The sequence below is a fragment of the Paraburkholderia sp. HP33-1 genome (assembly GCF_021390595.1).
GTDB lineage: Bacteria > Pseudomonadota > Gammaproteobacteria > Burkholderiales > Burkholderiaceae > Paraburkholderia.
This window is the reverse complement of sequence record NZ_JAJEJR010000001.1, coordinates 1,056,882-1,070,503: the sequence shown is the minus strand read 5'-3', so window position 1 is coordinate 1,070,503 and position 13,622 is coordinate 1,056,882. Positions and strand designations below refer to the sequence as shown.

Sequence of the window (13,622 nt, the reverse complement as noted above, 5' to 3'; positions counted from 1 at the left end):
GGCGCGCATCACGAAGCCGGCGCTGGATTTATCCAAACGCCCCGTCGTTAAAGATCTTCCGAACCCATGAGCATCTCGGTGATGCCCTTGCCGGCCTGAACCATCGGCCAGACGTTTTCGGTCGGGTCGGTCTGGAAGTCGAGAAACACCGTGCGATCCTTCAGGCGCAGCGCTTCCTTCAGCGCCGGTTCGACGTCGGCCGTGCGCTCGATGCGCATGCCCACGTGACCGTACGCTTCGGCGAGCTTCACGAAGTCCGGCAGCGCATCCATGTACGAATGCGAATAGCGCTTGCTGTATTCGATCTGCTGCCACTGGCGCACCATGCCCAGATAGCGGTTATTCAGCGAAATAATCTTGATCGGCAGGTCGTACTGCTTGCAGGTCGACAGCTCCTGGATGCACATCTGGATCGATCCTTCACCGGTGATGCACAACACATCGTCGTCCGGGTGGGCCATCTTCACGCCCATCGCGGCCGGCAAGCCGAAGCCCATCGTGCCGAGGCCGCCGGAGTTTATCCAGCGACGCGGCTTGTTGAACTTGTAGAACTGCGCGGCCCACATCTGGTGCTGGCCGACGTCGGAGCATACGAACGCGTTGCCGTCGGTCAACTCCCACGCCTTTTCGACCACGTACTGCGGCTTGATGATGTCGCTCTTGCGGTCGAACTTGAGGCAATCTTTCGCGCGCCAGCCTTCGATGTCCTTCCACCAGTCGGCGAGCGCCGCCGTATCCGGCCCATGCTCGGCCGTCTGCAGCTGCTCGATCAGCTCCTTCAGCACTTCCTTCACGTCGCCGACGATCGGAATGTCGACCTTGACGCGCTTGGAAATCGAAGAAGGATCGATGTCGATATGGATGATCTTGCGCGGCCGCGACGCGAAGTGGTTCGGATCGCCGATCACGCGGTCGTCGAAACGCGCGCCGATCGCGATCAGCACGTCGCAGTGCTGCATCGCCATGTTGGCTTCGTACGTGCCGTGCATGCCGAGCATGCCGAGGAATTTCTTGTCGCTCGAGCGGTAGCCGCCGAGACCCATCAGCGTATTGGTGACGGGGTAGCCGAGCAGATCGGCGAACTGGTTCAGCTCACGCGACGCATCTGCGAGGACGATGCCGCCGCCAGTGTAGATATACGGGCGCTTCGCCGACAGGAGCAGCGACACCGCCTTGCGGATCTGACCGGAGTGGCCCTTCGTGACCGGGTTGTACGAACGCAGCGACACGCTCTTGATCGGTTCGTACTGGCAGGGCGCCTTCGACACGTCCTTCGGAATGTCGATCAGCACCGGGCCGGGACGGCCGGTCCGGGCGATATAGAAGGCTTTCTTGACGGTGGCGGCGAGATCGCGCACGTCCTTCACGAGGAAGTTGTGCTTCACGCAGGGACGCGTGATGCCGACCGTGTCGCATTCCTGGAACGCATCCTGGCCGATCGCGGCAGTCGGCACCTGGCCGCTGATCACCACCATCGGGATGGAATCCATGTACGCGGTGGCGATGCCGGTCACCGCATTGGTGACGCCGGGGCCGGAAGTGACGAGGCACACACCGACCTTGCCGGTGGAACGCGCATACGCGTCGGCGGCGTGGACCGCGGCCTGTTCGTGGCGCACGAGGACGTGCTGGAATTTGTCCTGCTTGTACAGCTCGTCGTAAATGTAGAGTACCGAGCCGCCGGGATAGCCCCAGATGAACTCGACGTCTTCGTCGGCCAGTGCCTTCATGAGCACGGTGGCGCCGATAGAGTCAGCTTCGTGAGGGGGAGTCGTATCCGACGTGGAGAATTCCGCGCTGGGCATATTCATTGATTGACCTTTCGAATTTTCGGCAAAAAATTGATCGGGTGCTCTCTGCCGGGCTTGTGGCTCGGGTTCAAGCGGCGCGTCCAGTTGACCGGTGAGCTTCTTGGGCTGCACCTCAATTGAGACAAGTCACTTATGTTGCGAACCTGCGAAGATAGCGGGTACCGCGTTCGCGGTCAAGCAAATATTGCCATCGGATCGCGCGCCAGGACACGCGATCGGGCGGATCGTCGATTGTCATGCAAATGCAAGCTCGCGCAGGTTTCGCCCCTGGCGGAGCAAAAGTTTGTTAGCATCCGCGAGTTTTACGACATTTTTCGACCGATTACGCGCACGCTTGCTGCGCCGACCCCCACACGGATGGCATCAGACAAGGAACTCGCCGATTTTCTGGCGGGCGTCGAAAGACGCGCGTTCAAGCAGACGGTCTACGCCGTGCGGGACGACGATGCGTCCCTCGACATCGTGCAGGACGCGATGATCAAGCTCGCCGAGAAATACGGCGACCGTCCGGCGGCCGAACTGCCGCTGCTGTTTCAGCGTATTCTGCAGAATGCGACGCACGACTATTTTCGTCGTGCCAAAGTACGCAACACTTGGGTTAGTCTGTTCTCGTCGCTCGGCAATGCCGACGACGACGAATTCGACCCGCTGGAGACCTTTGAGGCCGAAGCGGGTTCGGTCGGCGCCGAGAGCAATGAACAGAAGCTCGAACGCGAGCAGGTCCTGCAGTTGATCGACGACGAGATCCAGAAATTGCCGGCACGTCAACGGGAGGCGTTTCTCATGCGTTATTGGGAGGATATGGATGTCGCCGAGACTGCCGCCGCAATGGGCTGCTCCGAAGGCAGCGTGAAAACGCACTGCTCCCGGGCCACGCACACGCTGGCGCAAGCGCTCAAGGCGAAAGGAATTACGCTATGAGCTCCCTCGAAAACACAGAACTCGAGTTTGCGCGTCAGTTGCGCCGCGCGCTCGACGAAAACACCGCCAGCCTCCCACCCGCCACTGTCGACCGGCTGGCCGCCGCTCGCCGCGCCGCGCTGGCACGCAAGAAACCCGAACCCGTCAGTGCGCCGGTGTTCGCGCCCGCGTTCGCCGGCATGCCGGCCGGGATGGCGGGCCTGCCGCAGCGAGGCCTCGAGCAGCGCCGCCGCTCGCCGCTGCGGCGCTTCGCCCTCGCGTGGCCGCTCGCCGCGCTGCTCGTGAGCCTGATCGGCATTGCTTACTGGGAAGACCACCAGCGCACCGCCGAGCTCGCCGATATCGATGCCGCAATGCTTAGCGACGACCTGCCGCTCAATGCGTATCTCGACCACGGCTTCAACGCGTATCTTTCACGCGCCCACTGAGCGGGAGATTCTTCGGGTGAGTTACAAACGCGGCCTGGCCGTTGTTTTCGGATGCACGATCGCGGCCCTGGTGTCGTTTGCCGCGACGTATCCGCGCTTTCACCCGAACCCGTCAGTCGCGAGCAATCCGTCGCCGGGCGCCAACGTCGTCGCGCATGCCCCCGCCCCTGCACTGTCCGTCGAATTGCCCAGCCTGCCGGGCAGCAACAGCCCGCTCGCGTGGTCGCGCCTGAGCGCCGCCGAGCATGTCGCGCTGGCGCCATTCGAATCGCAGTGGGACTCGTTTGGCGACGAACGCAAACGCAAATGGATCAAGATCGCGTCGAGATACGCGAAGATGTCGCCGGATGCACAAAAACGCCTACATGAGCGCATGAGTGAATGGGTGCGCATGACGCCAGACCAGCGCCGCGTTGCCCGTGAGAACTATCAGGTTTCGAAGGAGTTGCCGCGCGAAGCGCGTCAGAACGCGTGGAAGGCGTACCAGCAGTTGCCCGAAGAAACTAAGGAGCGGCTTGCTGCGAGCGAGCACAAGCGTCGTCCTAGCGTCGTCAGCGCACCGCCGTCGGCTCACAAAGAGATCAAGGGCATCGACCGGCTCGTGAACGCGCGCGAGCACACCGCCGGCGCCAGCGATGCCGCAGCGGCAAGCCCTGCGCCCGCCGCCTCCGGACCGGCCGCGGCCCCGCTGCCGTCGCCTCCCGCGGTTCCGGCGGCGGGCAGCTTCGTGCCGGCGACGCCGGTGCCGGTATCCCCGGCCGAAGCGCCGGCGATCTTCCGCGGATCCTGATTGCGCTCCCGAGCCCATTTCGTGTCCCGACCGCTCGCCACCTCGCCCTTACCCGTCGCCACACCAGGCGTCGCGGCGCCCACCGTCCGGCGGCGGCTCGCGGCACTGTTCTACGAAGCCGTCATTCTGTTTGGCATCGTGTTCCTCGCCGGTTACCTGTTCAGCACGCTGACGCAGCAGCGCAACGGACTCACGCATCACAACCTGCTCGCCGCGTGGATCGGCCTTGTGGTTGGCGTGTACTTCGTCTGGTTCTGGACGCATGGCGGCCAGACGCTGCCGATGAAAACCTGGCGGTTGCGGGTTGTTGGCGCTGATGGCGCGCCGGTTTCGGTTGGACGGGCGGTTGTCCGCTATGTGCTCGCCTGGCTGTGGTTTTTGCCGCCGCTGGCGGTGCATCCGGCGCTTGGGTTGCGGGTGCCGCAGACGCTTGTTATCGCGGGTGTCTGGTTTGTGCTGTGGGCCGCGAGTGGGCGGTTTGATTCGCAGCGGCGGTTTTTGCATGATCGGCTTGCGGGGACGCAGGTAGTGACGGTGCGCTGAGCGCGCATGGTCTCTGTTTTTGCGGTGTTGGCCTTTCCTTGCTTTGTTGTCGGTCTATTAGCGTAGCCCCTGTGCGGGGCGGCACCTACTTTCTTTGCTGCTGCAAAGAAAGTAGGCAAAGAAGACAGCTCAAACCGCAAGCTCTTAAGCGGGCTCCTCGGTCTGCATGAGGTAGTGGTGCATCTGGAATCCGTGCTCCCGCACATTCGGCGGCAGTGACAAGGCCGTCATACTTCCGGCGGCGCTACGCGCGCCGAATCCCCGCTCCAAAACCATCGCCGTTGGTTCTCCTGGCAGACCCGTCCGCGACGCACGTAGTGCGGAGTGGGAGCGGATGATGGCTTTGTCACCAGCGTGGAATGTGCGGGGGCACAGATTCCAGATGCACCACTGCCCCCTCCAAGCCAGGGGACCCACTTAAGAGTTAGCGGTTTGAGCTGTCTTCTTTGCCTACTTTCTTTGCAGCAGCAAAGAAAGTAGGTGCCGCCCCGCACAGGGGCTACGCCAATAGACCGACAAGAAAGCAAGGAAAGGCCAACAAAGCCAGAACAACGAAAAAAAAGCCCCCGCCAGCCCCCCTCCGTAATAAGAACTTCTCATGACTGTCACGCGCCAGTCACGCGCGCCCGGCCCAATACGGGCACCGCCACTCGACGCGTGAGCCATGGACCCCAATACGTCCGCGACTTCCCTGTTTCGTCAAACCGGCCCGAGCGTCGACCCCGTCACGTTCCGGCCCGCCCCGGGTTCTACTCATCACGGCCTGCCGCTACCGGCGACGCCGGCCCTCGATGCCCACGCCGACCACCCCGACGACGGCCACGCCGATCCGCACCGCTATCGCACGATCTGGCTCTCGGACATCCACCTCGGCTCGAGCGGCTGCCAGGCGGGCTATCTGCTCGACTTCCTGCGCCACAACGAATCGGAGTACCTGTACCTCGTCGGCGACATCATCGACGGCTGGCAACTGAAGAAGGGCTGGTACTGGCCCCAAGCGCACAACGACGTCGTGCAGAAAGTGCTGCGCAAGGCGCGCAAAGGCACCCAGGTCATCTACGTGCCCGGCAATCACGACGAAGCCGCGCGTCAGTTCTGCGACCTCGCGTTCGGCGACATCCACGTGCGCGGCGAAGCGTTCCACACGACGCTCGCCGGCAAGCGGCTGTGGATCGTGCACGGCGACCTGTTCGACGGCGTGATCCAGCACGCGAAATGGCTCGCCTATCTCGGCGACACGCTCTACACGATGATTCTCGTGCTGAACCGCTGGTTCAACCGGATCCGCAGCAAGCTCGGCTTCCCATACTGGTCGCTGTCGCAATACCTGAAGCATCAGGTCAAGAACGCGGTCAACTTCATCTCGTCGTTCGAACACGTGATGACCGACGAAGCACGTCGCCGCGGCTGCGACGGCGTCGTCTGCGGGCACATCCACAAGGCCGAGATGCGCGAGATCGACGGCGTGCTCTATTGCAACGACGGCGATTGGGTCGAGAGTCTGTCAGCGCTCGTCGAGACGTATGAAGGCGAACTCAAGGTGATCTTCTGGACCGCCCTGCGCGCGCCCCAGGCGGGCACGCAAAAAGCCCGCGCCACCGCCTGAACGCCTCCACCCTCCACTTCCACAGGGCCCGCAGCGATGAACAACGCGATGAAGATCATGATCGTCACCGACGCATGGGAGCCGCAGGTCAACGGCGTCGTGCGCACGCTGAAGAACACCCGGCGCGAACTGATTGCGCTCGGCCATCAGGTCGATCTGCTGACACCGCTCGAATTCCGCACCATACCGTGCCCGACTTATCCGGAGATACGCCTGTCGCTGCTGCCGCGCCGCAGGCTGCGCGAGCGCATCGACCGCTTTGCGCCCGACGCGTTGCACATCGCGACCGAAGGTCCTCTCGGCATGGCTGCGCGCGCGTATGCGCTGGAGCACAAGCTGCCGTTCACGACCGCGTACCACACGCGCTTTCCCGAGTACGTGCAGGCGCGCTTTCGCATCCCGCTCGCGGCAACCTACAAGTTTCTGCACTGGTTCCACAAGCCGTCGCTCGCGGTGATGGCGCCGACGCCCGTCGTCAAGCTGGACCTCGAAAAGTTCGGCTTCACGAACGTCGTGCTGTGGACGCGCGGCGTCGATCTCGAGATCTTCCATCCGATGAACTCGAAGGTGCTCAACACCGCGCGTCCGATCTTCCTCTACGTCGGACGCGTTGCGGTCGAGAAAAACGTCGAGGCATTCTTGCAGCTCGATTTGCCCGGCTCGAAGTGGGTCGCGGGCGAAGGCCCGGCGCTCGGCGAGCTGAAGTCGCGCTATCCGCAGGTCAACTATCTGGGTGTGCTGTCGCAGGCCGAGCTCGCAAAGGTCTATGCGGCCGCCGACGTCTTCGTGTTTCCGAGCCGCACCGACACGTTCGGGCTCGTGCTGCTCGAAGCGCTCGCGTGCGGCACGCCGGTGGCCGCGTATCCGGTCACCGGCCCGATCGACGTGCTCGGTGACGGCGGCGCCGGTGCGATGCACGAGGATCTGCGCGAAGCCTGTCTCGAGGCACTGAAGATCGATCGATCGCATGCGCGCGCGTGGGCTGAGCGCTTCTCGTGGGCGGCCGCGTCCGCGCAATTCGCCGCGCATCTGAAGCCGCTGCGCGGCGCGACGTATCGCGAGGAAAGCGCCGCCGCGTGATGCGGCGCGCCCGGAGCTATCCATGCGAAGCAGCCGATCCAGCGCGGAAGGCGCGTCGAACGGCGCGCTGCGCGCCGTCGAGTCGACCCGCGACTCCTCGAGCATCGAACCGTTCGATGACGTACGCGAGCCGGGCGTGACCGAGCATGCGGATGCCGTGCACCGGCTAAAAGGCGCCAAGGCGATGAACAGCGGCGCGAACGTCGCGGGGGGCGCGCAACATCACGCCAGCCACGACTCGACCCACGACGCACCCGCCGAACCTCTCAGCCCCGACGACCCGCTCGCCCCGCTGCCCTTCAACCCCTACAAGGGCAACCGCGGCCTCACGCGCGCGTGGCACGCGATGAAAAACTCGCTCGCCGGCTTTCGCGTCGCGATTCGCGAGGAAAGCGCGTTTCGTCAGGAGCTCACGCTCGCCGCGATCCTGATTCCGTGCGGCCTCGTCGTGCCCGTCGACCCCGTGTCGCGCGTGTTGCTGCTCGGCTCGGTCCTGCTCGTGCTGATCGTCGAGCTGCTCAATTCGAGCGTCGAAGCGGCGATCGACCGGATCTCGCTCGAACGTCACGAGTTGTCGCGCCGTGCAAAGGATCTTGGCAGTGCGGCCGTGATGGTCGCGCTCGGTATGTGTGTGATGACATGGGGTGTGATCGTCGGGCCGCTCGTCGTCGGCTGGGTGCGCGCGTGGCTTTGAGATTCGATGCGGGTTGAAGCGCCCGCATCAGCGCACGCTCCGCCTTGTCTTACAGAATGAAAATCCGCGCAGGCGGTTGGGTATTAGAACGCTCGGTTTATAATCGTTCGATGGTCTGACAGGAAAGCGTCGGCGTAGTCGCAACACCGCCTGACGTCGTCCTGCCCTTTCGGGGGGCCCGCCGCATGGCGGCGGGTTCGGGAGCGCTCAAAATACCAACCGCATCCGGGTGGAACACGCAGCAGCGGCACGCCGCCGCGCGCCCAGCCCGGCATAACCAGGGCCGGACGACATGGAAGCCAAACCTCCCCGCCGCACGCGCGAACGGATTCTCGAACTGTCGTTGAAGCTGTTCAACGAAATCGGCGAGCCGAACGTCACGACGACGACCATCGCCGAGGAAATGGAGATCAGTCCAGGCAACCTGTACTACCACTTCCGCAACAAAGACGACATCATCAACAGCATCTTCAGCCAGTTCGAGCAGGAGATCGAGAAGCGTCTGCGTTTCCCCGACGACCATCGCGCGACCATCGACGAAATGTGGTCGTACCTGCAGTACATGGTCGATTTCACATGGCGCTACCGCTTCCTGTACCGCGACCTGAACGACCTGCTCGCGCGCAACCGCACACTCGAGACGCACTTCAAGCAGATCATCAGCCACAAGGTGCGCTTTGCGAGCCAGTTTTGCGAGCAGCTCGTCGCCGACGGCGAAATGGTCGCGACGCCGCAGGAAATGCAGGTGATCGCGACCAACGTCGGCGTGATCGGCACGTACTGGCTGTCATATCAGTTCGTGATGAATCCGCGCAAATACAACGAGCAGGAAGCGATCCGCGAGGAGCTGCATCAGGTGAGCGTGCAGATCGTCTCGCTGATGGCGCCGTACCTGCGCGGTCGCTCGCGGCAACTGTTCGACGACCTTGTCACGGGCAAGCTACCCAAGCGCGAGTTCTACGACTACCTGCCGCCCCGTGAAGGCGCCGCCCCTCGCAACGAATCGAAGGACAGTTGAGCATGAAGTCGGTGTGTGTGTATTGCGGCTCCTCGATGGGAGCCCACCCGTTGTATGCGCAGGCCGCGCGCGCGTTCGGCCGCGCGCTGGTCGAAGCTGATCTCGCGCTCGTCTACGGCGGCGGCAAGGTGGGGCTGATGGGTGTGATCGCCGATACCGTGATGGCCGAAGGCGGTCGCGCGATCGGCGTGATTCCCGAGCTGCTCGTCAGCAAGGAAGTCGGACATAACGGCCTGACCGAGTTGCATGTGGTACCTGACATGCATCATCGCAAGAAGATGATGGCCGAGCTGTCCGACGCGTTCGTCGCGATGCCGGGCGGCGCGGGCACGCTCGAAGAGCTGTTCGAGGTCTTCACGTGGGCGCAGCTCGGCTACCACGGCAAACCGGTTGCACTCCTGAACACCGCCGACTTCTACGAACCGCTGATCCGCCTGCTTCAGCACACGGTCGACGAAGGCTTCATGAGCAAGACCTATCTCGACATGCTTCAGATCGACGCCGATCCGGCTGCATTGATCGGCAAGCTGCAACGCTACGCGCCGCCCGCACGCGACAAGTGGACGGCGGTTCAAAGCGACGCGATCTGAATCCCGGCTCAAACCTGAGCGAAGCGCGCGGCGCGCGTCACCCGAACGATGAGGTTGCGATGACGAAAGCTGTTCTGATCACCGGCGGCAGCCGCGGCATCGGCCGCGCCACCGCGCGTCTCTTGGGCGCGCGCGGCTGGTGCGTCGGCGTGAACTACGTGCGCGACCTCGCGGCCGCGCAGCAGACGGTCGCCGACGTCGAACACGCGGGCGGCCGCGCGGTACCGATCGCCGGCGATGTCGCGAACGAAGCCGACGTGACCGGAATGTTCGATACGCTGCAGCAGACCTTTGGCCGCATCGATGCGCTCGTCAATAACGCCGGCATCGTCGCGCCGTCGAGCCAGCTCGCCGACATGGACTTCGCGCGCCTGAAACGCATGTTCGACGTCAACGTGCTCGGCGCGTATCTGTGCGCGCGCGAAGCGGCGCGGCGCATGTCGACCCAGCGCGGCGGCGCGGGCGGCGCGATCGTCAATGTTTCATCGGCGGCGGCGCGGCTCGGTTCGCCGAACGAATACGTCGACTATGCGGGGTCGAAAGGCGCAATCGACACGATGACGCTCGGCCTCGCGAAAGAACTCGGCCCGCAGGGCGTGCGCGTGAATGCGGTGCGTCCGGGCCTGATCGACACCGAGATTCATGCGAGCGGCGGCAAGCCCGAGCGCGCCGCGCAACTGGGCGTGACCACGCCGCTCGGCCGCCCCGGCCGCGCGGACGAAGTCGCCGAGGCGATCGTGTGGCTGCTCAGCGACGCGGCCTCGTATGTGACGGGCGCGCTGTTCGACGTCGCCGGCGGCCGCTAAACGAAAGCCGCGTTCAATAGGACGCAAGCCTCAAACGCGAAGCGCGGTCCGCTGCGGCCGCGTTTTGACAGCGCCTTTTTCCACCTCCTCTCCTCCTACGAATTGCCATCGATCTGTCGGCAAACCGATACCGCCGCGAATCGAATGCGCACGTCTACCCTTGACTGTAATCCTCCGTAATAATGCGACGCTACAATCGCCCAGATCATATGCATTCGCAATGCAAAACATAAGTACGAGGCCAACGCCCCTGCGTACGCTGACCAGAGATTTCCATGCAAGACAAGCAGTCCACGCGATGGCGCGCGCGCAACGCGACCGCAACTGCCTCGACCTCGGCCGCACCCGCAGGCGGCGCGCCTGAGGCCGCGCTTTCCGCCGACACCGCTCAAGCATCCAGCTCCGCCGTCTCCGCCGAGCCCGCCACACGCGGCTTGCAGCGCTGGCGCACGCTCGCGGCGATCCGTCCGCTGCTGTGGCTCGTCGCGCTGGCGATCCTGTGCGCCTGGCTCATGCCCGGCATTCTCGGTCACGAGCCGTGGAAGCAGGACGAAACCTACACGTTCGGCATCATCCAGCACATGCTCGATACCGGCGACCTCGTCGTGCCGACCAATGCCGGCCAGCCCTTCGTCGAAAAGCCGCCGCTCTACGACTGGGTCGCCGCCTGCCTCGCGTGGATGTTTGGCCGCTATCTGCCGCTGCACGATGCGGCGCGGCTCGCGAGCGCGCTGTTCGCGGGCCTGACGGTCTACTACACCGGGCGCATCGCGCGTCGCGCGGTCGATGCGTCGAACTGGTTCGACCTGCGCGTGATCGGTACGCTCGCGCTGTTCGGCGGCACGCTCGTCGTCGTCAAGCACGTGCACGACATGATGACCGACGTCGCGCTGATGGCCGGCGCCGCGCTCGGCTTTTGCGGACTGTTCGAACTCGTGCTCGTGCATCTGCGCGACGACCCGCGCGCCGCGTCGTATTTCCCGCCGCCTGCCAACCCGCTCGATGCCCGCGAGCGGCGTCACGCGATCATCAGCGGCGCGACGATGTTCGGCGCCGGCGTCGGTGTATCGCTGCTCACGAAGGGGCTGTTCGTACCGCTCGTGTTCGGCGCGACCACCGGCGCCGCGCTGCTGCTCTATCCCGCGTGCCGCAGCCGCAGTTTCGCGGGCGCGCTCGGCCTCGCCGCGCTCGTCTTCGCGCCGTTCGCGCTGATCTGGCCGATCTGCTTCTACCTGCGCTCAGAGGCGCTCTTCAAGGTGTGGCTGTGGGACAACAACGTCGGGCGTTTCTTCGGTTTTTCGGTCGCCGAACTCGGCTCCGAAAACGAGAGCCGCCTGTTCGTGCTGCGCACCGTGCTGAGCGTCGGCTTTCCGGTCGTGCCGCTCGCACTGGCCGCCCTCGCCGGCGGTGCCTGGCGGCGCTGGCGCGATCCGCGCGTCGCGTTGCCGCTGCTGTTCGCGGGCATCGGTTTCGCGGTGCTGCAAAGCTCGGCGACGGTTCGCGAGCTGTACATCCTGCCGTTCATCGCGCCGCTCGCGCTGGTCGCGATGCAGGGCGTCGAGCGCTTGCCGGCGCGTTTGCATACCGGCTGGGACATGACGAGCCGCGTGCTATTCGGCAGCGCGGCCGCGCTCGTGTGGATCGTCTGGTCGATCATGACGAGTCCTGCAAGCACGCATGCGTCGCTGCATCTGCTCGGCCGCTGGCTGCCGCTCGACTGGGTGCTGCCGATCACATCCGCGCTGATCGGCAGCGCGCTGCTGCTGACGATCGGCTGGCTGTGGCTGCTGCCGTCGTTCAAGTACGCGGGCAAATGGCGCGGCGCGCTCAGCTGGTGCGCGGGCGCGATGCTCGTGTGGGGGCTGGTCAGCACGCTTCTGCTGCCTTGGCTCGACTACGCGAAGAGCTACCGCTCGGTGTTCCAGGACCTCGGCGCGAAGATGGATATCGAATGGAACGACGGCGACTGCATGGCCAGCACCGGACTCGGCGAATCCGAAGCCCCGATGCTCTACTACTACACGGGCATCGAGCATCGGCCGAGCGAAGATCCGCGCACTACCGCCTGCACCTGGCTGATCGTGGAAAGCCGCCACGACAACGCGCGGCAGCCGGCCGGCGAATGGCAGCTGTTCTGGACCGGCGCGCGGCCGGGCGATTCGGATGAACTGTTGCGGGTGTTCGTGCATACACCGGCGGTGGACAAGCCGCACGGCGACGAGTAGAACCGCAGACCGCGTCGCGCAGGCTGAGTGCCTCGCGCGCGGGTCCGCGTTGATTCAGAACGACGAACCGGGTTCGCGCAGAAACGCGGTCTCCTCGTCGCTCGATTGACGCCCGAGCGACACGTTGCGATGTGGAAAGCGCCCGAACCGCTCGATCACTTTCGCATGGCGCAGCGCGTGCTGGTAGTAGCCGTCACCGTCAGGCTCCGCCGCGAGCTGTTTGAACAGACGCAGCGACTCCTGCTGGCTCGCGAGCGTTTCATCGTGCTCGAACGGCAGATACGCGAACGCACGATGCTGCGTGCCCGGCAACAACCGGTCGGCGCCGCTCGCGATCATCCGTTGCGCGGTATCGAGCGCCTTGCGGTCGGCCGCGAAGGCACGGGGTGTATTGCGATGGCAGTTGCGCGAAAACTGATCGAGCACGATGACGAGCGCCAACGCGCCCAACGGTGAGGCCTGCCATGCGTCGAGTTCCCCCGCGTTCGCCTCGTCGATCAGGTCACCGAAACGTTCGCGCAGCCTCGTATCGACCGCGTCGTCGCGCTTGAACCAGAGCTTGCGCTCCTTGCCGTAGTCCGGCGAATCCGGCGCACCGAACCAGTAGTCGAGCACTTCGCGCGCCCGCGGCGCGAGCGCCGCGTAGTCGGCTTCGACCGAGTACGGGATCGGTGTGGAATGCCGCGGCGTGTCAGCCATTGCGGTTGCGCATCCAGTCCGCGGTTTCGAAGAACGAGCCGAGCAGACGCTCGCGCAGCGGCTCCGGCAAGCCGACATCCTCCATGGCCCACGCCATGCATCTCAACCACTGGTCGCGCTCGCCCGAGGCGATTGCGAACGGCAAATGCCGCGCGCGCAGACGCGGATGGCCGAAGCGGCTGATGTAATGATCGGGGCCCCCGAGCCAGCCGCACAGGAACCAGAACAGCTTGTCGCGCGAACCATCGAGCGACGCCGGATGCAGCGCGCGAATCCCTGCGAAATCCGCCTCGAGATCCATCAGGTCGTAAAACCGGTCGACCAGTTCGCGCACGCGCGCCTCGCCGCCCACCAGTTCGAAGGCCGTCGGCTTGTCCGAGGACACTTCGTCGTTCAAATCGCTCATACCCT

The 13,622-nt window shown here is 64.6% G+C and carries 14 protein-coding genes; 11 read left to right on the top strand and 3 right to left on the bottom strand.

Features of this window, described 5'->3' with window-relative positions; translation table 11 throughout:
• Positions 1-47: 47 nt before the first annotated feature.
• The gene (locus L0U81_RS04870; protein WP_233800442.1) at positions 48-1,811 is read right to left on the bottom strand and encodes an acetolactate synthase 3 catalytic subunit; all 1,764 of its coding nucleotides are present in this window, start codon (positions 1,809-1,811) and stop codon (positions 48-50) included.
• Between the two features lie 357 nt (positions 1,812-2,168).
• Between L0U81_RS04870 and L0U81_RS04865 the strand changes: the two genes are divergently transcribed.
• The 11 genes from L0U81_RS04865 (at position 2,169) to L0U81_RS04815 (ending at position 12,512) form a co-directional block, all read left to right on the top strand.
• Complete coding sequence (locus L0U81_RS04865) at positions 2,169-2,732, top strand: RNA polymerase sigma factor (protein WP_233800441.1); 564 nt, start codon at positions 2,169-2,171, stop codon at positions 2,730-2,732.
• Positions 2,729-3,160, top strand: a complete 432-nt coding sequence (locus L0U81_RS04860; protein WP_233800440.1) for a DUF3619 family protein — start codon at positions 2,729-2,731, stop codon at positions 3,158-3,160. Before L0U81_RS04865 ends, L0U81_RS04860 begins: the two co-directional genes overlap by 4 nt.
• A gap of 16 nt (positions 3,161-3,176) precedes the next feature.
• Entirely contained in the window at positions 3,177-3,950 is a 774-nt protein-coding gene (locus L0U81_RS04855) for a DUF3106 domain-containing protein (RefSeq protein WP_233800439.1), read from the top strand.
• Positions 3,951-3,971: 21 nt separating this feature from the next.
• Positions 3,972-4,493 (top strand): RDD family protein, encoded by a 522-nt coding sequence (locus tag L0U81_RS04850; RefSeq protein ID WP_233800438.1) that lies wholly within the window; start codon positions 3,972-3,974, stop codon positions 4,491-4,493.
• A 664-nt stretch (positions 4,494-5,157) separates the two neighbouring features.
• Positions 5,158-6,099: a UDP-2,3-diacylglucosamine diphosphatase gene (locus L0U81_RS04845; protein WP_233800437.1), complete on the top strand. Its 942-nt coding sequence runs from the start codon at positions 5,158-5,160 to the stop codon at positions 6,097-6,099.
• Between the two features lie 48 nt (positions 6,100-6,147).
• Positions 6,148-7,179 carry a glycosyltransferase family 4 protein gene (locus tag L0U81_RS04840; RefSeq protein ID WP_233804216.1) on the top strand — a complete coding sequence of 344 codons (1,032 nt, stop codon included), beginning with the start codon at positions 6,148-6,150 and terminating at the stop codon, positions 7,177-7,179.
• A 22-nt stretch (positions 7,180-7,201) separates the two neighbouring features.
• A complete protein-coding gene (locus L0U81_RS04835) occupies positions 7,202-7,873 on the top strand; it encodes a diacylglycerol kinase (protein ID WP_233800436.1) in 672 nt (223 codons plus the stop codon).
• A gap of 292 nt (positions 7,874-8,165) precedes the next feature.
• Entirely contained in the window at positions 8,166-8,891 is a 726-nt protein-coding gene (locus L0U81_RS04830; protein WP_233800435.1) for a TetR/AcrR family transcriptional regulator, read from the top strand.
• Between the two features lie 2 nt (positions 8,892-8,893).
• On the top strand, positions 8,894-9,481 hold the full coding sequence (locus tag L0U81_RS04825; RefSeq protein ID WP_233800434.1) for a TIGR00730 family Rossman fold protein: 588 nt from the start codon (positions 8,894-8,896) through the stop codon (positions 9,479-9,481).
• 59 nt (positions 9,482-9,540) lie between these two features.
• A complete protein-coding gene (locus L0U81_RS04820; protein WP_233800433.1) occupies positions 9,541-10,287 on the top strand; it encodes an SDR family oxidoreductase in 747 nt (248 codons plus the stop codon).
• Between the two features lie 275 nt (positions 10,288-10,562).
• Complete coding sequence (locus tag L0U81_RS04815) at positions 10,563-12,512, top strand: ArnT family glycosyltransferase (RefSeq protein ID WP_233800432.1); 1,950 nt, start codon at positions 10,563-10,565, stop codon at positions 12,510-12,512.
• 54 nt (positions 12,513-12,566) lie between these two features.
• On the opposite strand, the gene L0U81_RS04810 is transcribed toward L0U81_RS04815, so the two are convergent.
• Together L0U81_RS04810 and L0U81_RS04805 are read right to left on the bottom strand one after the other, a co-directional pair.
• Positions 12,567-13,211 carry a DUF924 family protein gene (locus L0U81_RS04810; protein ID WP_233800431.1) on the bottom strand — a complete coding sequence of 215 codons (645 nt, stop codon included), beginning with the start codon at positions 13,209-13,211 and terminating at the stop codon, positions 12,567-12,569.
• Positions 13,204-13,617: a group II truncated hemoglobin gene (locus tag L0U81_RS04805; protein ID WP_233800430.1), complete on the bottom strand. Its 414-nt coding sequence runs from the start codon at positions 13,615-13,617 to the stop codon at positions 13,204-13,206. The genes L0U81_RS04810 and L0U81_RS04805 overlap by 8 nt, the downstream gene beginning before the upstream one ends.
• Between the last annotated feature and the right edge of the window lie 5 nt (positions 13,618-13,622).